This window comes from Streptomyces sp. NPDC029139, assembly GCF_055564335.1.
This window is the reverse complement of sequence record NZ_JBVHWN010000004.1, coordinates 213947-233223: the sequence shown is the minus strand read 5'-3', so window position 1 is coordinate 233223 and position 19277 is coordinate 213947. Positions and strand designations below refer to the sequence as shown.

The following is a 19277-nucleotide window of genomic DNA, read 5'->3' as shown; positions in this document are numbered from 1 at the left end:
CACGACGAACCCTCGCCGGCCGCGCCGCCCCCGACGGAGGGGGCACGCGATCACAGTCGGGACCTACCCCCGCGGACGACCCGTACATGCCGAAGACCCCCAACCATGATCGGTTGGGGGTCTTCGTGCTGGTGGGGCTAACAGGATTTGAACCTGTGGCCTCATCCTTATCAGGGATGCGCTCTAACCAACTGAGCTATAGCCCCGCCGCGCTTTTGCGAGGTGTCCCGCGCGCTGACTCCTGAAGATTAGCGCACGTGGGGGCCAGTCCCAAAATCGGTTCCCCGAGGCCCCCACGCAGCTCATTCGTCCTCCGCCAGCGTGAGCTCCACACCGCCCACGAAACCGGCCGACAGGTTGTAGATGAACGCCCCGAGGGTCGCCAGCGCGGTCATCAGGACCACGTCGATCACGGCGATCACCGAGGTGAACATGAGCACCCGCGGCAGCGAGAGGAACGACTGCAGGTCGAAGCCGTTGGACTCGTTCGAGCCCGTCGCCTCGCTGATCGTTCCGCCGACGGTCGAGAAGACGCCCATGGCGTCCATGACCATCCACAGCACCGACGCGGCCACGACCGTGCAGATGCCCAGCGCGATGGAGAGCAGGAAGCTCACCTTCATCACCGACCACGGATCGGCCTTGGCCACCCGCAGCCGCGCCTTGCGCGTACGGGGCGTCGTGCGGGCCCCCGTGCGCGGGCGACGCACGGCGCCCGTGTTCTGGCCGGCCGTGCCGGCTCCACCGCCCGCCGCGGCGGCCGGCGCCTGAGCGCCGTACGCCTGTGGCGGGTGGTACGGCCCGCTCGGCTGCTGCGCTCCCGCGCGTTCGCCGGGCAGCGGCCCGTTGTACGTCTCGTACGAGGGCTTGGGCCCTCGGGTGTCCGTCACCGCAACCCCCTGGGAGTCCGTGGCGGAACCACGGGCACCGTTCGCTCCAGCACCAGCAGAAGCTCCGGCAGCCGCCGATCCGGCGCCCGTGGCTCCACTCACGCTCTACTCCTCGTGCTCCCCGGCCGAGGACTGCATGCCCTCGGCTGCCTCGGTCGCGGTCGCGACCTCGACGCCTTCCTCGACATCGGCGACGCCGTCGACGTACTCGGCACCGTCGACCTCTTCGGCCTCGCTGCCCGCCTCGGCGTTCCGTGCGATGCCTACGACGGCATCACGCTTGCCCAGGTTGATCAGCTGGACGCCCATGGTGTCACGGCCGGTCTCCCTGACTTCGTTGACTCGCGTACGAATCACACCGCCGGACAGCGTGATGGCGAGGATCTCGTCCGTCTCCTCGACCACCAGCGCGCCCACGAGCGAGCCGCGGTCCTCCACGATCTTGGCGGCCTTGATACCGAGGCCACCGCGACCCTGGACGCGGTACTCGTCCACGTTGGTCCGCTTCGCGTACCCACCGTCGGTGGCGGTGAAGACGAACGTACCGGGCCGGACGACATTCATCGAGAGGAGCTCGTCGCCCTCGCGGAAACTCATCCCCTTGACGCCGGACGTCGCTCGTCCCATCGGACGCAGCGCGTCGTCCGTCGCGGTGAAGCGGATCGACTGCGCCTTCTTGCTGATGAGCAGCAGATCGTCCTCCGCCGACACCAGCTCCGCGCCGATCAGCTCGTCGTCGCTGCCGTCCTCCGTCTCCCGGAGGTTGATCGCGATGACGCCACCGGAACGCGGCGAGTCGTAGTCCTTCAGCGCGGTCTTCTTCACCAGGCCGGCCTTCGTGGCGAGCACCAGGTACGGCGCGGCCTCGTAGTCGCGGATCGCCAGGATCTCGGCGATCTGCTCGTCCGGCTGGAAGGCCAGCAGATTGGCGACGTGCTGGCCGCGCGCGTCCCGGCCGGCGTCCGGAAGCTCGTACGCCTTGGCCCGGTAGACCCGGCCCTTGTTCGTGAAGAAGAGCAGCCAGTGGTGGGTCGTGGACACGAAGAAGTGGTCGACGATGTCGTCCTGCTTCAGCTTCGTGCCGCGCACGCCCTTGCCGCCGCGCTTCTGCGAGCGGTAGTCCTCGGTCTTCGTACGCTTCACATAGCCGCCACGCGTGATGGTGACGACGATGTCCTCCTCGGCGATCAGGTCCTCGATGGACATGTCACCGTCGAAGGGCACCAGCTTGGAGCGGCGGTCGTCGCCGAACTTCTCGACGATCAGCGCCAGTTCCTCGCTGACGATGGCGCGCTGACGCTCCTCGGAGGCGAGGATCGCGTTGTAGTCGTTGATCTTCGCCTGAAGCTCGTCGTGCTCGGCGACGATCTTCTGGCGCTCCAGGGCGGCGAGCCGGCGCAGCTGCATCTCGAGGATGGCGTTGGCCTGGATCTCGTCGATCTGGAGCAGGCCCATCAGGCCCTCGCGCGCGACGTCGACCGTGTCGCTGCGCCGGATGAGCGCGATGACCTCGTCGATCGCGTCCAGCGCCTTGAGCAGACCGCGCAGGATGTGGGCGCGCTCCTCGGCCTTGCGCAGCCGGAAGCGGGTCCGGCGGACGATGACCTCGATCTGGTGCGTCACCCAGTGGCGGATGAACGCGTCCAGCGAGAGGGTGCGCGGCACGCCGTCGACGAGCGCCAGCATGTTCGCGCCGAAGTTCGTCTGCAGGTCGGTGTGCTTGTACAGGTTGTTGAGGACGACCTTGGCGACGGCGTCGCGCTTGAGCACGATGACGAGCCGCTGGCCGGTACGGGACGAGGTCTCGTCACGGACGTCGGCGATGCCGCCGATCTTGCCGTCCTTGACCAGGTCGGCGATCTTCTGCGCGAGGTTGTCCGGGTTCACCTGGTAGGGCAGCTCCGTGACCACGAGGCACTGGCGGTTCTGGATCTCCTCGACCTCGACGACCGCGCGCATCGTGATGGAGCCACGGCCGGTGCGGTACGCCTCCTCGATGCCCTTGCGTCCCACGACCAGAGCGCCGGAGGGGAAGTCCGGGCCCTTGATCCGCTCGATGAGCGCGTCGAGCAGCTCCTCGTGCGTGGCCTCCGGGTGCTCCAGCGCCCACTGGGCTCCGGCCGCGACCTCGCGCAGGTTGTGCGGCGGGATGTTGGTCGCCATACCCACGGCGATACCGGCCGAGCCGTTGACCAGCAGGTTCGGGAAGCGCGCCGGCAGGACCGTCGGCTCCTGGTTACGGCCGTCGTAGTTGTCCTGGAAGTCGACGGTCTCCTCGTCGATGTCCCGGAGCATCTCCATCGACAGCGGCATGAGCTTGCACTCGGTGTACCGCATGGCGGCCGCCGGGTCGTTGCCCGGGGAGCCGAAGTTGCCGTTGGAGTCGACCAGCGGCAGGCGCATCGACCACGGCTGGGCCAGCCGGACCAGGGCGTCGTAGATCGAGGAGTCGCCGTGCGGGTGGTACGTACCCATGACGTCACCGACGACACGGGCGCACTTGTAGAAGCCCTTCTCGGGCCGGTAGCCGCCGTCGTACATGGCGTACAGCACGCGCCGGTGGACGGGCTTGAGACCGTCCCGTACGTCCGGCAGCGCACGCGACACGATGACGGACATCGCGTAGTCGAGGTACGAGCGCTGCATCTCGGTCTCGAGCCCCACGGGCTCCACGCGCATGCCCACGCCCGGAACCATCGGCTCCTCTTCGGGCATCACAGGGGTGTTCTCGTCGGCCATTGCTGGTCTTCAGTCCTTTCGTACGGTCAGCTGAGGCCGACTCAGATGTCGAGGAAGCGAACGTCCTTGGCGTTGCGCTGGATGAACGAGCGCCGTGCCTCGACGTCCTCACCCATCAGCACCGAGAACAGATCGTCGGCCTGCGCCGCGTCGTCGAGGGTGACCTGGCCGAGCACGCGGTGGTCCTGGTCCATGGTGGTGATGCGCAGCTCCTCCGCGTTCATCTCACCGAGACCCTTGAAGCGCTGGATCGAGTCCTCGCGGATCCGCTTGCCGTTCTGCTTGCCCAGCTCGACGAGCGCGTCGCGCTCACGGTCCGAGTACGCGTACTCGAAGTCGTCCCGGCCCCACTTGATCTTGTAGAGCGGCGGGCGCGAGAGGTAGACGTGGCCGGCCTCGACCAGCGGGCGCATGAAGCGGAAGAGGAAGGTCAGCAGCAGGGTGTTGATGTGCTGGCCGTCGACGTCGGCGTCCGCCATCAGAATGATCTTGTGATAGCGAAGCTTCTCGATGTCGAAGTCCTCGTGGACTCCGGTACCGAAGGCCGAGATGAGCGCCTGGACCTCGGTGTTCTGCAGGATCTTGTCGATCCGGGCCTTCTCGACGTTCAGGATCTTGCCGCGGATCGGCAGGATGGCCTGGTACATCGGGTTGCGGCCGGACTTGGCCGAACCGCCGGCGGAGTCACCCTCGACGATGAAGATCTCGCACTTGGAGGGGTCGTTCGACTGGCAGTCGGACAGCTTGCCCGGCAGCGAGGCGCTCTCCAGCAGGCCCTTGCGACGCGTCAGGTCGCGGGCCTTGCGGGCCGCCACGCGCGCGGTGGCCGCCTGGATGGACTTACGGATGATGTCCGTGGCCTCGTTCGGGTTCCGGTCGAACCAGTCGTTGAGGTGCTCGTGCACGACCTTCTGCACGAAGGTCTTCGCCTCCGTGTTGCCCAGCTTGGTCTTGGTCTGGCCCTCGAACTGCGGCTCGCCCAGCTTGACGGAGATGATCGCCGTCAGACCCTCGCGGATGTCCTCACCGGTGAGGTTGTCGTCCTTCTCGCGCAGCAGCTTCTTGTCGCGCGCGTACCGGTTGACCAGACCCGTGAGCGCGGCACGGAAGCCCTCTTCGTGCGTACCGCCCTCGTGGGTGTGGATCGTGTTGGCGAAGGAGTAGACACCCTCGGTGTACTGCGAGTTCCACTGCATCGCGATCTCGACCGAGAGCATGCGCTCCTTGTCCTCGGCCTCGACGTCGATGACGGTGGGGTGGATCAGCTCACCCTTGCGGGAGTTGAGGTACTTCACGAAGTCGACGATGCCGCCCTCGTAGTGGTACTTCACCGTCCTCGCCGGCTGCTCCTCCGCCGCCTCGGCGTCGGGGTCGTCGGCGCCGACCGTGGCCTTCGCGGAGTCGCGCTCGTCGGTGAGCGTGATCGTCAGGCCCTTGTTGAGGAAGGCCATCTCCTGGAAGCGGCGCGACAGCGTCTCGAAGGAGTACTCGGTCGTCTCGAAGATGTCCGGGTCGGACCAGAACGTGACCGAGGTGCCGGTCTCGTCGGTCGCCTCGTGCTGCGCGAGGGGCGCGGTGGGGACGCCCATCTTGTAGTCCTGCGTCCAGCGGTGGCCGTCGGTCTTGACCTCCACCGAGACCTTGGTGGAGAGGGCGTTGACGACGGAGACGCCGACGCCGTGCAGACCGCCGGAGACCGCGTAGCCGCCGCCGCCGAACTTGCCGCCCGCGTGCAGGACCGTCAGCACGACCTCGACGGCCGGCTTGCCCTCGGACGGGACGATGCCGACGGGGATACCGCGGCCGTTGTCGACGACGCGGACACCGCCGTCGGCCAGGATCGTCACGTGGATGGTGTCCGCATGACCGGCCAGGGCCTCGTCGACCGAGTTGTCGACGACCTCCTGCACCATGTGGTGCAGGCCACGCTCACCGGTGGAGCCGATGTACATGCCGGGGCGCTTGCGGACCGCGTCCAGACCCTCGAGCACGGTGATCGCGCTGGCGTCGTACGACGCAGCGTTGGCGGACTGGGGGTTCTCGTTGGGGTTGCCGGAATCGGCCACGAAGCGCCCTTTCTGGCACAGCACAGGCCGTTCTCCGGGCATACGGGAGCGGCTGCGTCGTTCGACATGTTCCGCAGGGTGGCGGGATTGTCTTCCAGTCTACCGGTAGCGCTGACACTCATGGGGGTTTGCCGGTACCTGAGTCCGCATGTGCCGCCCTGAGCGGGAGCGAGACGACTCCCCATATCCAGGGAGGGGCTCCAAAGGGCTCTGACGGCCACCCAGCGCTTCGGGCGGTGACGCCCCGCTGTGGGCGATCGGTCCGCCGGGAAGGTCAGGGTGAAGCCCTGGGGAAAGCACCGCGCGGGCACCGCGGAACGGCGCCTTCTCGGGCGCGCTCCGCACCGGTACTCACCGGTACTCGCCTTCCACCACGTGCGCACGCGCGCGTGACCCCTGACAGCCGTGGGTGCGCGTGCGCCCGCGCAGGCGCGCGTGGCCCTCGACCCGGCCCTGCACCCCGTGCGCACGCGCGCGTGGCGCCCGAACCCACCCGGGCGTCCTACCCGTACGTGTCTCCCGGGCCGACGGACCCAGGCGCCCGCAGGGGCCCGTACCCCCGCCGGGGCCCGGCCGACGGCCCCAGGACCTTGATCACCCGTACCGTCCCGTGCCCGAGGTCCTCGTTCAGCCGGGCCACCAGCCTCGGCGCCAGCAGGCGCAGCTGCGTCGCCCACGCCGTCGAGTCGCACTGCACGGTGAGCACCCGCTCCTCCGGCGCCTCGTCGTACTTCAGAGGCACGCAGTGTTTCGCCAGGTCCTCGCCCACGATCTGCGGCCAGCGCCCCATGACCCCGCCTACCGCCGCCGGCGTCTCCCAGCCGCGCTCGGTGATGAGCCGGTTGATCGCGGCACCGAGCCCGACCGGGTCCCGCCCGTCGGCGTGCGCGCCCGAGCGCAGCCCGCCGCCCCGCCGGGCCTGCTTCTTCTGCTGGGCCGCGGCGCCCCGCGCCTTCGCCTGCTCCTTGGCGGCCCGCAGCGCGACCCGCGCGAGGTCCACCCCCGAAGGTTCGGGGGCCTTGGGGGCCGGGGCGGCCTGGGGGCTCTCGTTCTCGCTCACGACCTCACAGCCTCTCCACCGAACCCCCCGCGACCGTGTACCGGGCGCCCGCCAGCACCCCCGGCACGTCGTCGTCGACCGCCGCCGTCACGAGCACCTGCTCGCCCGGGGCCACCAGCTCCGCGAGCCGCTCCCGCCGCCGCGCGTCCAGCTCGGCGAAGACGTCGTCGAGGACCAGCACGGGCTCGTTCCCTTCCGCCCGCAACAGGTCGTACGAGGCCAGCCGCAGTGCCAGCGCGTACGACCAGGACTCCCCATGACTCGCGTAGCCCTTCGCCGGCAGCTCACCGAGTTTGAGCAGCAGCTCGTCCCGGTGCGGCCCGACCAGCGTCACGCCCCGCTCGATCTCCTGCTTGCGCACCTCCGCGAGCGCGGCGATCAGCTGCTCGTACAGCTCCTCGCGCGTGTGCCCGGGGCCCGGGGCCGACGGCCGGTACTCCAGCAGAATCGGTCCGCCTGCCGGCGCCAGCTGCTCGTACGCCTTGTCGGCCAGCGGCTGCAGAACGGCGATCAGGTCCAGCCGCTGCGCCAGCAGCTCGGCACCCGCCCTCGCGAGGTGTTGGTCCCACACGTCCAGCGTCGACAGGTCCATGCCACGGCCGCCGTGCCGTCTGGCCATGGCGGCCGACTTCAGCAGGGTGTTGCGCTGCTTGAGCACCCGCTCGTAGTCGGAGCGGACACCCGCCATGCGCGGTGAGCGCGCCGTGATCAGTTCGTCGAGGAAGCGCCGGCGTTCTCCGGGATCGCCCTTGACCAGGGCCAGGTCCTCCGGCGCGAACAGCACGGTCCGTACGATCCCCAGCACGTCACGGGGTCTGACCTGCGAGGATCGGTTGATACGAGCACGGTTGGCACGGCCCGGGTTGAGTTCGAGCTCGACGAGCTGCGAGCGCTCGCCCTGGGTGACGGCGGCCCGGATGACCGCCCGTTCCGCCCCCATCCGTACGAGCGGGGCGTCCGACGCGACGCGATGGCTGCCGAGGGTGGCGAGATAGCCGACGGCCTCGACCAGGTTGGTCTTGCCCTGGCCGTTCGCGCCCACGAACGCCGTGACGCCCGGGTCGAGCGGGACCTCGACCCGGGCGTAGGAGCGGAAGTCGGCCAGCGACAGATGCGTGACATGCATGGTGGGCGCCGACCTCCCCCGGCCGCTGTGCACCGAGGATGCACAGCCTGTGGATTACTTCTTGGACTCGACCGCGTGGCCACCGAACTGGTTGCGCAGCGCGGCGATCATCTTCATCTGCGGGGAGTCGTCCTGACGGGAGGCGAACCGCGCGAAGAGCGACGCGGTGATCGCGGGCAGCGGCACCGCGTTGTCGATCGCCGCCTCCACCGTCCAGCGGCCCTCACCGGAGTCCTGCGCGAAGCCGCGGAGCTGGTCCAGGTGCTCGTCCTCGTCCAGCGCGTTGACCGCCAGGTCGAGCAGCCAGGAACGGATGACCGTGCCCTCCTGCCAGGAGCGGAAGACCTCGCGCACGTCGGTGACGGAGTCGACCTTCTCCAGAAGCTCCCAGCCCTCGGCGTACGCCTGCATCATCGCGTACTCGATGCCGTTGTGGACCATCTTCGCGAAGTGGCCGGCGCCGACCTTGCCCGCGTGGACGGAGCCGAACTCGCCCTCGGGCTTGAGGGCGTCGAAGATCGGCTGGACCCGCGCCACGTTCTCGGCGTCGCCGCCGTACATCAGCGCGTAGCCGTTCTCCAGGCCCCAGACGCCGCCGGAGACACCGCAGTCGACGAAGCCGATGCCCTTGGCGGCGAGCTCCTCGGCGTGCTTCTCGTCGTCGGTCCAGCGGGAGTTACCGCCGTCCACGACGATGTCGCCGGGAGAGAGCAGTTCGGCCAGCTCGTCGATGGTGGACTGGGTCGCGGCGCCCGCCGGGACCATGACCCACACGACGCGCGGACCCTTGAGCTTGCCCACAAGCTCTTCGAGGCTGTGGACATCGGCGAGGTCCGGGTTGCGGTCGTATCCGATGACGGTGTGGCCTGCGCGGCGGATGCGCTCACGCATGTTGCCGCCCATCTTGCCGAGACCGACGAGACCGAGCTCCATCAGAGATTCCTTAAGCGTCGTGTGCGGTTTACCCGGGTCCGAGCCTACGCCCGGACCCGGGTGCACACCTGTGGGGTCAGCCGCTCAGTCGACGCCTGCCCGCGGGCGGTCAGCCGCTGAGGCGCACCGGCATGATCAGGTACTTGTACGCCTCGTCCGCCTCGGCGTCCAGAGCCGGCTTTCCGCTCAGCAGCGCGGGCTTGGTGGACGTGGTGAACGAGAGCTGGGCGACCGGGGAGTCGATCGCGCTCAGGCCGTCCAGCAGGAACGTCGGGTTGAAGGCGATCGAGATGTCGTCACCCTCCAGCTGCGCGTCCACACGCTCCACAGCCTGTGCGTCGTCGCTGGAGCCTGCCTCCAGGATCAGCACGCCCTGCTCGAAGCTGAGCCGGACCGGGGTGTTGCGCTCGGCCACCAGGGCCACACGCTTGACGGCCTCGACGAACGGGGCGGTCTCGATCACCGCGACCGAGTTGAACTCGGTGGGGAAGAGCGTGCGGTACTTGGGCAGGTCGCCCTCGAGCAGCCGCGTGGTGGTGCGGCGGCCCGCGCCCTCGAAGCCGATCAGGCCCTCGCCCTTGCCGGAGCCCGAGAGCGCCAGGGTGACCGTGTCGCCGCTGGTGAGTGCCTTGGCGGTGTCCAGGAGGGTCTTGGCGGGCACCAGGGCGACGGCGGAGGCGTCCGGGGACTCCGGCTTCCACAGGAACTCGCGGACGGCGAAGCGGTAGCGGTCGGTGGAGGCCAGGGTGACCGTGTCGCCCTCGATCTCGATGCGCACACCGGTGAGGACGGGCAGCGTGTCGTCGCGGCCGGCGGCGATGGCCACCTGGGCGGCCGCGGAGGCGAAGACCTCACCGGGGACCGTGCCGGTCGCGGTGGGCATCTCCGGAAGCGCCGGGTACTCCTCCACAGGCAGGGTGTGGAGGGTGAAGCGGGAGGAGCCGCAGACCACGGTCGCCCGTACACCGTCTGTGGAGATCTCCACCGGCCGGTTGGGCAGGGCGCGGCAGATGTCGGCGAGCAGGCGACCGGAGACCAGGACCGTGCCGTCCTCCTCGACCTCCGCCTCGACGGACACCCGGGCCGAGACCTCGTAGTCGAAGCTCGAGAAGCTCAGTGCGCCGTCCTCGGCCTTCAGCAGAAGGCCCGCGAGTACGGGCGCCGGCGGACGGGCCGGGAGGCTGCGGGCCACCCAGGCCACCGCCTCCGCGAGTACATCGCGCTCCACCCGGATCTTCACCGGAACCGCCTCCTGCTGTTGCTGGCTCTTCGTCGACTGCGGGAACCAGTCTGACGTACGCCGCCGACACTCGGTGCGGCTCGGGGTCAAGTCGCGACAAGAGCCCGCCGAGGCTCCGGCGCCGAGTTGTGCACAGGTCCCACTTCGAAGCGGATTCCGGGCTAACTCTAAGTGGGAGTAGTAGTAGGGCCTGTGGAAACCGTGGATAACCCCGTATGCGCAGGTCAGGGTCGGTTTTTTGTCCACCGCCCCTGTGGGCGGACCCGGTGGACAACTCAGGGGTTCTGTGGACACCCGAAAGTTCTGCACACCCGGTACACAGGCAGGGCTGAGTTCTCCCCAGTGCTGTCCCCAGCTTTACCCGTGTTCCCCACAGCCCAATCGTCTCCGTTGGTGTGACCGCTTTCACTCGATGCCGTGAGCACGGGCGATTCGTTGCCGAACAGTGGACAGCGGTGTGGAGAAGCTGTGGGCAACCGACAGCCCCCTGTGGGTTGCCGGTGGACAACCGAGAAGGGGCCCTGTGGACGAAAGATTCGTCCACAACCTGTGGATCAAGGTTGCCAACAAATCCACACCCATCTGACCTGGGGTGATGGCCTCGCGGCCGCCGCGCCTGTGGACGCGATCCGGATAACTCCGCAGTCCCCACCCTGTGGACGGAAGATCATCCCCCAATCTGTGGAGAACTGACCACCCGCCCCGCGTATTCGAACACCGCCGTCACGCACAGACGGGCGAGGAGCCGTGCACAGGTGACCGGGAAGCTGTGCAGAGGCGGGGCGGAGGCCGCGAACGGCTGACGGAGAGGACGTACGGAGGCGTCGCGGAGGACGTGCACAGGCGGCGGAGAAAGACGTACACAGGCGACGGTCAGGGCGGGCGCAGCCGTCCTGGAGACGCGAAGGGCGCCCCGGGAGGTGTCCCGGGGCGCCCTTCAGAGGTGTGCGTCGGCTCCTGGCCGCTCGGCCTCGTCCTCAGCCGTTCTTGATGCGGTTGGTCAGCTCGGTGACCTGGTTGTAGATCGAGCGCCGCTCGGCCATGAGCGCGCGGATCTTCCGGTCCGCGTGCATCACCGTCGTGTGGTCGCGGCCGCCGAACTGCGCACCGATCTTCGGCAGCGACAGGTCGGTGAGCTCCCGGCACAGATACATGGCGATCTGGCGGGCGGTCACCAGGACCCGGCTCCGTGAGGAGCCGCAGAGGTCCTCCACCGTGAGTCCGAAGTAGTCCGCCGTCGCTGCCATGATCGCCGGTGCCGTGATCTCGGGCGCCGAGTCCTCCCCGCCCGGGATCAGGTCCTTGAGGACGATCTCGGTGAGCCCGAGGTCCACCGGCTGCCGGTTGAGGCTCGCGAACGCCGTCACGCGGATCAGCGCGCCCTCCAGCTCACGGATGTTCCGCGAGATCCGGGAGGCGATGAACTCGAGCACCTCCGGCGGGGCGTTGAGCTGCTCCTGCACCGCCTTCTTGCGGAGGATCGCGATGCGCGTCTCCAGCTCGGGCGGCTGCACATCGGTGGTCAGGCCCCACTCGAAGCGGTTGCGGAGCCGGTCCTCCAGGGTCACCAGCTGCCGGGGCGGCCGGTCCGAGGAGAGCACGATCTGCTTGTTCGCGTTGTGGAGCGTGTTGAACGTGTGGAAGAACTCCTCCTGCGTCGACTCCTTGCTCGCGAGGAACTGGATGTCGTCGACGAGCAGGATGTCCACATCCCGGTAGCGCTTGCGGAAGGCGTCGCCCTTGCCGTCGCGGATCGAGTTGATGAACTCGTTGGTGAACTCCTCCGAGCTCACGTACCGCACCCGGGTGCCGGGGTAGAGGCTCCGCGCGTAGTGCCCGATGGCGTGCAGCAGGTGGGTCTTGCCGAGGCCCGACTCCCCGTAGATGAAGAGCGGGTTGTACGCCTTCGCCGGCGCCTCGGCCACCGCGACGGCGGCCGCGTGCGCGAACCGGTTCGAGGAACCGATGACGAAGGTGTCGAAGAGGTACCTGGGGTTCAGGCGCGCGTGCTGCTCCCCGGGGGCACCGGAGCCCGGCCCCTGCCCGGTGGAGGAGCCACCGCCCATGGAGCCCGGGGCCTGACCACCCTGGCGGGGGCCGGGGCCGCCGCCAGGACGCGGTCCGTCGGGCAGCTCTCCCCGGTCCGGCCGCTGCGGCTGGTCGTAGGCGGACGGCCGCTCGTCGTACCGCGGCTGCTGGGACTGCTGCCGAGGGCCGGCGTACGGGTCGCGCTCCTGGAACGAACCGAGCCGCGGCTGCTGCCAGGAGAGGTCCTCCTGGGTACGCGGCCAGGAGCCCGGGTCGGGTCGCTGCTGCTGGTAGTCCGGGTAGGCGGGGCGCGCGGTGGGCAGGCCGTCGTCGGGCATGGGCCGGTGGCCGTAACCGTCGTACTTGTCGTACGGCTCCGCGGTCGGCCGTTCGTCGTACCGCGGCTGCTGCTGGGCCGGGGGCGCGAGGGGCGACGGCTCGCCGACGGAGTCGTCGACGGTGATCGCGATCCTGATGGGGCGGCCGCATTCGCGGGTCAGGGTTTCGCTGATCAGTGGCGCGAGGCGGCCTTCGAGGACACGCTTGCCCCATTCGTTGGGGACGGCGAGCAGTGCGGTGTCGGCCACCAGTGCGAGAGGCTGGCAGCGCTCGACCCACTGCTTGTCCTTGGGCTCGATGCCCTGCTGGCCTTCTCCGAGGAGTTGCTCCAGCACGCGTGGCCACACTGCGGCAAGATCGGCAGGTACGTCAGCCACAGGGCACGCTTTCTCGCAGGTCCCACGAATGTGTGGTTCTCGGGACGGTTGGTCGAAGTCCGTCAGGACAGGTGAGGACAGAACGGAAAAAGATTGAGGAGTCCAGCCACGGTAGTCGTGGCGGCTGACCTCGTTCAAGTTGTTGTCCACAGCCTGTGCACAATGGACCCCGCTGATCGGTCGGTTTGACCGGATGGCGTAGCCGCGCGTACCGTAACCAGGTCGAGTTGTCGATGGCTGCTGCCGCCTGCCTCCGATGGGCAAAGATCACGGTCTGTGATCGTGAAGCGGTGCACTCGGGCGTATTGCGAGCTACTCGTGGGCGCACGGTGACAGCCAGGCGATGTCCCGCCACCAACGAATCATTTCTGGAGCCCCCGAGTGAGCAAGCGCACCTTCCAGCCGAACAACCGTCGTCGTGCCAAGACCCACGGCTTCCGCCTGCGGATGCGCACGCGCGCCGGTCGCGCCATCCTGGCGAACCGCCGTTCCAAGGGTCGCGCGAGCCTGTCCGCCTGATCCGCATCAACAGGTCATGACGTGCTGCCTACCGAGAATCGGCTGAGGCGGCGCGAGGACTTCGCAACCGCGGTACGCCGAGGGCGCCGGGCCGGTCGCCCGCTCCTCGTCGTCCACCTACGCAGCGGTGCAACGGACCCGCACGCGCCTGGGGAGAGCGCTTCCCCGACGCGTGCGGGTTTCGTCGTGAGCAAGGCCGTGGGCGGCGCCGTCGTACGCAACAAGGTGAAGCGACGCCTGCGCCATCTCGTCCGCGAACGACTGTCCGAGCTGCCCCCCGGTAGCCTGGTGGTCGTACGGGCATTGCCCGGAGCCGGCGACGCCGATCACGCACAGCTGGCCCAAGACCTGGACACCGCGCTTCAGCGGCTCCTGGGAGGGGGCACGCGATGAAGTACCCGCTGCTGGCTCTCATCAAGCTGTACCAGTGGACGATCAGCCCGCTCCTCGGGCCCGTCTGCCGGTACTACCCGTCGTGTTCCCACTATGGATTCACGGCCATCGACCGGCATGGCGCGATCAAGGGCACAGCCCTGACCGCCTGGCGCATCCTGCGGTGCAATCCGTGGTCGCCCGGCGGCGTGGATCACGTGCCTCCGCGCAAGCGTCCTCGCTGGCACGAACTGCTGCGGAACGCGCTGCGCGGCGACAAGGGCGGGTCCACCGCCGAGACGAGCCCGGCCGCAGAGACTTCGCCCAATGCTCAAGGAGCCTGATTAGTGGACACGATTGCCAGTTTTTTCAGCTTCATCACCACACCCGTCTCATGGGTGATCGTCCAGTTCCATACGTTGTACGGGGCGATGTTCGGCCCTGACACGGGCTGGGCCTGGGGCTTGTCGATCGTGTCCCTGGTGGTGCTGATCCGGATCTGTCTGATCCCGCTGTTCGTCAAGCAGATCAAGTCGACCCGGAACATGCAGGCGCTCCAGCCGAAGATGAAGGCGATCCAGGAGCGCTACAAGAGCGACAAGCAGCGTCAGTCCGAAGAGATGATGAAGCTGTACAAGGAGACGGGCACCAACCCGCTCTCCTCGTGCCTTCCCATCCTGGCGCAGTCGCCGTTCTTCTTCGCTCTCTACCACGTGCTGAGCAAGATCGCCGATGGCAAGGAGATCGGTGTCCTCAACCAGGACCTGGTCAACAGCGCCCGTGAAGCCCATATCTTCGGTGCTCCGATCGCCGCGAAGTTCATGGACGACCCCGCGAAGGTCGAGGCTCTCAACGCCTCCCTGACCGATGTCCGCATCGTGACCGCGATCATGATCATCCTGATGTCGGCCTCGCAGTTCTTCACCCAGCGCCAGCTGATGATGAAGAACGTCGACCTCTCGGTGAAGACGCCGTACATGCAGCAGCAGAAGATGCTCATGTACATCTTCCCGTTGATCTTCGCCGTCATGGGCATCAACTTCCCCGTCGGTGTTCTCGTCTACTGGCTGACCACGAACGTGTGGACCATGGGCCAGCAGATGTACGTGATCAACCAGAACCCGACCCCGGGCAGCAAGGCCCAGGACGCCTACCTGCAGCGCCTGCTGAAGAGCGTCACCCACCACAGTGAGGTCCGCGGCCGTCGTCGCAAGAGCGTCGTCAAGGCGATCGTCGCCAAGGGCCCCGACCGCAACGAGAACGAGCGCCGCTTCTTCTCGGGTCTGGCCAAGGCCGGCTTCGCGCCCCAGGCCGACGGCACCGTGATCAAGAGTGACGCCGTCGCCGCCGAGGTCGAGAGCGGCGCCGCGGCCAAGCGTCAGCAGCCCAAGCGTCAGACCAAGGCGAAGCGTCAGGCCGCGGCTCAGCACTCCACGGTCAAGAGCGCCGAGGACGCCGCGTCCGACGTGTCCGACGTGTCCGACGAGAAGCCCACCACCTCGCTGGAGAAGAAGCCGCAGGGCGAGGCGAAGGATGCAGGACAGGGCGACAAGCCCGCGCGTCCGAGGGCCAACTCCGGGGGTTCCCGTCAGGCCAAGTCCGGTCAGCGCAAGGGCCAGCAGCGCCCCAAGCACCCGTCGTCCAAGAAGTAGAAGGAGTCCATCCGTGTCGGAAGGCACCATCTCCGCCGCCGCCGAGGGTGGCGACACCCTGACCCGCCTGGAGCAGGAGGGTGAAATCGCGGCCGACTACCTCGAGGGTCTGCTCGACATCGCCGACCTCGACGGCGACATCGACATGGACGTCGAGGCGGACCGGGCCGCGGTCTCGATCGTCAGCGACTCGAGCAGCCGTGACCTGCAGAAGCTCGTGGGGCGCGACGGCGAGGTGCTGGAGGCGCTCCAGGAACTGACCCGCCTGGCGGTGCACCGGGAGACCGGCGACCGCAGCCGGCTGATGCTCGACATCGCCGGGTTCCGCGCTCAGAAGCGCTCGGAACTCGCCGAGATCGGCGCCAAGGCCGCGTCCGAGGTGAAGTCGACCGGTGAGCCGGTCAAGCTGGACCCGATGACCCCGTTCGAGCGCAAGGTCGTGCACGACGCGGTCGCCGCGGCCGGTCTGCGCAGCGAGTCCGAGGGCGAGGAGCCGCAGCGCTTCGTCGTCGTTCTCCCTGCCTGACCCCTCTCGCAGTGTCGGCCCCGTCTGCTCGCAGGCGGGGCCGATCTTGTCAGCCTGATAGTCAGCCATCACAGTGCGCTCGCACCTTTGTGTGCGGTGCGGAAGGACGGTTCCCGTGACGGAGGCAGCGGAGCTCCCCCCTGCGCCCGAACAGGCGCGGACGGTATTCGGTGAGTTCTTTCCGGAGGCCGTCCGGTACGCGGAGCTCCTCGCGGACGCGGGCGTCAAGCGCGGGCTGATCGGCCCGCGTGAGGTTCCCCGGCTGTGGGAGCGACACCTGCTGAACTGCGCGGTGCTCTCCGAGGTGGTGCCCGAGGGCGTCACCGTGTGCGACGTCGGTTCGGGTGCCGGGCTGCCCGGTATCCCGCTGGCCCTGGTGCGGCCGGATCTGAAGATCACGCTCCTGGAGCCGCTGCTCCGCCGTACGAACTTCCTCCAGGAGGTCGTGGAGCTGCTCGGGCTGGACCACGTCACCGTGGTCCGTGGCCGTGCGGAGGAGATGCTCGGTAAGGTCCCGCCGGTGCATGTCGTCACCGCCCGCGCCGTGGCGCCGCTGGACCGGCTGGCCGGCTGGGGCGTTCCACTGCTGCGTCCGTACGGAGAGATGCTGGCACTCAAGGGCGACACGGCCGAGGAGGAGATCGCCGGCGCCCGCGCCGCGCTCTCCAAGCTCGGTGTGGTGGCGGCCTCCGTGCTCCAGGTCGGCGAGGGCATTGTGGACCCTCTGTCGACCGTTGTGCGGGTGGAGGTCGGGGAGAGCCCGGGTGGTGTGAGGTTCGCCGCCAAGCGGGCCAAGGCGGCCCGCCCCAGCCGGACGCGGCGTCGCCGCTGAGCGTCAAGGCGGCGGGAGCGAGCCGTCAACGTGGCGCAACTGATCCGTACAAGCTGCCATACGTACGTATTTCGGAGTGTCGAGCGGTCCTGAGTGGGCGGCGCGTGCATCGTGTTTCACGTGAAACGTCGCTCACTGCTGCAGGGGATCATCAGCCGCGGTCGCGCGGCTGCCGCGCCCCGGGACCGCACACCCCTCGCGAAGCCGCTCGCGAGGGGTACGGGATTGTCCACATCGGTGGATTCATCCACAGAACCACGGGCCTCGCTGGTTCATGACCCCGAAAGCATGGCAGGCTCTGTTCATCGCGAGCCTGAAGCCGAGGAGAGTGAATCCTTGCGGTCCGACGCCAACATTGCGGGACCGATGACCGAACCGGTCCCCGGTCCCCGAACCGAATCGGTGGGGGAGGATGTTTCACGTGAAACACCGCCCCCCATGGACGACACCCCCATTGGTCGTGCTGCCCAACTGGCAGTAGAGGCACTGGGGCGTGCCGGTGAGGGCCTCCCTCGGCCGGCCCAGACACGCGTGATGGTGGTCGCCAACCAGAAGGGCGGCGTGGGGAAGACGACCACGACGGTCAACCTTGCCGCCTCCTTGGCGTTGCACGGGGCCCGCGTCCTGGTCATCGACCTCGACCCCCAGGGCAATGCCTCGACGGCCCTGGGTATCGACCACCACGCCGACGTTCCCTCGATCTATGACGTCCTCGTGGAGAGCAAGCCGCTCTCCGACGTGGTGCAGCCGGTCCAGGACGTCGAAGGCCTCTTCTGCGCCCCTGCCACCATCGATCTCGCCGGTGCGGAGATCGAGCTGGTGTCGCTGGTGGCGCGGGAGAGCCGACTGCAGCGAGCGATCCAGGCATATGAGCAGCCGCTGGACTACATCCTGATCGACTGCCCGCCTTCGCTCGGACTGCTGACGGTCAACGCCATGGTGGCGGGGGCCGAGGTGCTGATCCCGATCCAGTGCGAGTACTACGCGCTGGAGGGCCTGGGCCAGCTCCTGCGGAACGTGGACCTGGTGCGTGGGCATCTCAACCCCACGCTCCATGTCTCGACGATCTTGCTCACCATGTACGACGGCCGGACGAGGCTCGCCTCGCAGGTGGCCGATGAAGTGCGCAGCCACTTCGGCGAGGAGGTGCTGCGGACCAGCATCCCGAGATCCGTGCGCATCTCTGAGGCGCCGAGCTACGGACAGACCGTCCTCACGTACGACCCGGGCTCCAGTGGTTCGCTGTCGTATCTCGAGGCGGCCCGTGAGATCGCGCTGAGGGGCGTCGGTATGAGCTACGACCCGCAGCACGCCCATGTGGGTCACCAGAACAGCCAGCGAAACATGTCGGAGGGGATCCAGTGAGTGAGCGACGTAGGGGTTTGGGGCGTGGGCTCCAAGCGCTGATCCCCGCTGCTCCCCAGGAGCGGCAGGTGCCGGCGGTCGGCGTAGGGACGGGCTCCCCTTCCCCGGGGGCCGTTCCGGCTCTGCCTTCGGAGCGAGGTGGGGCGGCCGCGAAATTGGCGACCCTGCCGCAGAGCCCGCAGTCCCCGGACGCGGTGACGCCCCCCGGGGCGGTCTCCGAGGCCGGACCGGTCGGGGAGCCGGAGGCTCCCGCCGTGGCGCACTTCGCGGAGCTGCCGCTGGACTTCATCACGCCCAACCCCCGGCAGCCGCGCGAGGTTTTCGACGAGGACGCGCTGGCGGAGCTGGTCACCTCCATCAAGGAGGTCGGTCTGCTGCAGCCCGTCGTCGTACGGCAGCTGGGTGCCGAGCGCTATGAGCTCATCATGGGCGAGCGGCGCTGGAGGGCGTGCCGTGCGGCCGGTCTGGAACGGATCCCCGCGATCGTCCGGGCGACGGAGGACGAGAAGCTTCTTCTGGACGCCCTCCTGGAGAACCTGCACCGGGCGCAGCTGAACCCGCTGGAAGAGGCGGCCGCCTATGACCAGCTGCTCAAGGACTTCAAGTGCACCCATGACCAGCTGGCCGACCGCATCGGGCGCTCGCGCCCGCAGGTCTCCAACACGCTGCGTCTGCTGCGGCTGTCGCCTCCGGTGCAGCGGCGCGTCGCGGCCGGTGTGCTGTCGGCCGGCCATGCCCGTGCCCTGCTCTCGGTGGAGGATCCGGAGACACAGGACAAGCTGGCGTACCGGATCGTGGCCGAGGGTCTCTCGGTGCGTGCCGTCGAAGAGATCGTGAACATGATGGGCCCGGAGCCTGCCTCCACGGCCAAGCCGAAGGGTCCGCGGGCGGGGGCGCGTGTCTCCCCCGCACTGTCGGATCTGGCTTCCCGGCTTTCCGATCGCTTCGAGACCCGGGTGAAGGTCGACCTGGGGCAGAAGAAGGGAAAGATCGTCGTCGAGTTCGCCTCGATGGACGATCTGGAGCGGATTCTCGCAACCCTCGCTCCGGGTGAGGGCCGCGTCCTGGACCAGGGGAGCTCCGAGCAGGACGACGCCGAGAGCTGAGCTTCTCGACGCTTCAGGGCCTGAAGGGCGGGTCGTGTGCCGGTGAAACCGGAACACGGCCCGCCCTTTGCTTGCGCACGGTATCGCCCTGATCGCCCCATCGATAC

Annotated in this window: 16 protein-coding genes and 1 tRNA gene; 8 read left to right on the top strand and 9 right to left on the bottom strand. The window is 68.4% G+C overall.

Annotated features, from left to right (window positions below):
• Positions 1-129: 129 nt before the first annotated feature.
• The 9 genes from ACZ4VW_RS12090 to dnaA form a co-directional block, all read right to left on the bottom strand.
• Positions 130-206 (bottom strand) — tRNA-Ile (locus tag ACZ4VW_RS12090).
• A 96-nt stretch (positions 207-302) separates the two neighbouring features.
• Positions 303-890: a DUF3566 domain-containing protein gene (locus tag ACZ4VW_RS12085; RefSeq protein ID WP_467961180.1), complete on the bottom strand. Its 588-nt coding sequence runs from the start codon at positions 888-890 to the stop codon at positions 303-305.
• Positions 891-995: 105 nt separating this feature from the next.
• Positions 996-3629 (bottom strand): DNA gyrase subunit A, encoded by a 2634-nt coding sequence (gene gyrA / locus ACZ4VW_RS12080; protein ID WP_467961178.1) that lies wholly within the window; start codon positions 3627-3629, stop codon positions 996-998.
• A 41-nt stretch (positions 3630-3670) separates the two neighbouring features.
• Positions 3671-5737, bottom strand: a complete 2067-nt coding sequence (gene gyrB, locus ACZ4VW_RS12075) for a DNA topoisomerase (ATP-hydrolyzing) subunit B (protein ID WP_467961176.1) — start codon at positions 5735-5737, stop codon at positions 3671-3673.
• Between the two features lie 460 nt (positions 5738-6197).
• On the bottom strand, positions 6198-6755 hold the full coding sequence (locus tag ACZ4VW_RS12070) for a DciA family protein (protein WP_467961174.1): 558 nt from the start codon (positions 6753-6755) through the stop codon (positions 6198-6200).
• Between the two features lie 4 nt (positions 6756-6759).
• Positions 6760-7881, bottom strand: a complete 1122-nt coding sequence (gene recF / locus ACZ4VW_RS12065; RefSeq protein ID WP_467961172.1) for a DNA replication/repair protein RecF — start codon at positions 7879-7881, stop codon at positions 6760-6762.
• 54 nt (positions 7882-7935) lie between these two features.
• On the bottom strand, positions 7936-8814 hold the full coding sequence (gene gnd / locus ACZ4VW_RS12060) for a phosphogluconate dehydrogenase (NAD(+)-dependent, decarboxylating) (RefSeq protein WP_467961170.1): 879 nt from the start codon (positions 8812-8814) through the stop codon (positions 7936-7938).
• A gap of 109 nt (positions 8815-8923) precedes the next feature.
• Complete coding sequence (gene dnaN, locus ACZ4VW_RS12055) at positions 8924-10054, bottom strand: DNA polymerase III subunit beta (protein WP_015034855.1); 1131 nt, start codon at positions 10052-10054, stop codon at positions 8924-8926.
• Between the two features lie 977 nt (positions 10055-11031).
• Entirely contained in the window at positions 11032-12798 is a 1767-nt protein-coding gene (gene dnaA, locus ACZ4VW_RS12050) for a chromosomal replication initiator protein DnaA (RefSeq protein ID WP_467961168.1), read from the bottom strand.
• Positions 12799-13179: 381 nt separating this feature from the next.
• Between dnaA and rpmH the strand changes: the two genes are divergently transcribed.
• From rpmH to ACZ4VW_RS12010, 8 genes are all read left to right on the top strand, one after another.
• The gene (gene rpmH, locus ACZ4VW_RS12045; RefSeq protein ID WP_005482975.1) at positions 13180-13317 is read left to right on the top strand and encodes a 50S ribosomal protein L34; all 138 of its coding nucleotides are present in this window, start codon (positions 13180-13182) and stop codon (positions 13315-13317) included.
• Between the two features lie 21 nt (positions 13318-13338).
• On the top strand, positions 13339-13710 hold the full coding sequence (rnpA, locus tag ACZ4VW_RS12040) for a ribonuclease P protein component (protein WP_467961166.1): 372 nt from the start codon (positions 13339-13341) through the stop codon (positions 13708-13710).
• Entirely contained in the window at positions 13707-14033 is a 327-nt protein-coding gene (gene yidD, locus ACZ4VW_RS12035) for a membrane protein insertion efficiency factor YidD (RefSeq protein WP_137994568.1), read from the top strand. Before rnpA ends, yidD begins: the two co-directional genes overlap by 4 nt.
• A 3-nt stretch (positions 14034-14036) precedes the next feature.
• A complete protein-coding gene (gene yidC, locus ACZ4VW_RS12030; protein ID WP_467961164.1) occupies positions 14037-15341 on the top strand; it encodes a membrane protein insertase YidC in 1305 nt (434 codons plus the stop codon).
• 13 nt (positions 15342-15354) lie between these two features.
• Positions 15355-15867: a Jag family protein gene (locus tag ACZ4VW_RS12025; RefSeq protein ID WP_467961162.1), complete on the top strand. Its 513-nt coding sequence runs from the start codon at positions 15355-15357 to the stop codon at positions 15865-15867.
• Between the two features lie 115 nt (positions 15868-15982).
• The gene (rsmG, locus tag ACZ4VW_RS12020; RefSeq protein WP_467961160.1) at positions 15983-16699 is read left to right on the top strand and encodes a 16S rRNA (guanine(527)-N(7))-methyltransferase RsmG; all 717 of its coding nucleotides are present in this window, start codon (positions 15983-15985) and stop codon (positions 16697-16699) included.
• A gap of 288 nt (positions 16700-16987) precedes the next feature.
• Positions 16988-18064: a ParA family protein gene (locus tag ACZ4VW_RS12015; protein WP_467961158.1), complete on the top strand. Its 1077-nt coding sequence runs from the start codon at positions 16988-16990 to the stop codon at positions 18062-18064.
• Positions 18061-19170, top strand: coding sequence for a ParB/RepB/Spo0J family partition protein (locus ACZ4VW_RS12010; protein ID WP_467961156.1), 1110 nt, complete (start codon positions 18061-18063; stop codon positions 19168-19170). Before ACZ4VW_RS12015 ends, ACZ4VW_RS12010 begins: the two co-directional genes overlap by 4 nt.
• Positions 19171-19277: the final 107 nt, after the last annotated feature.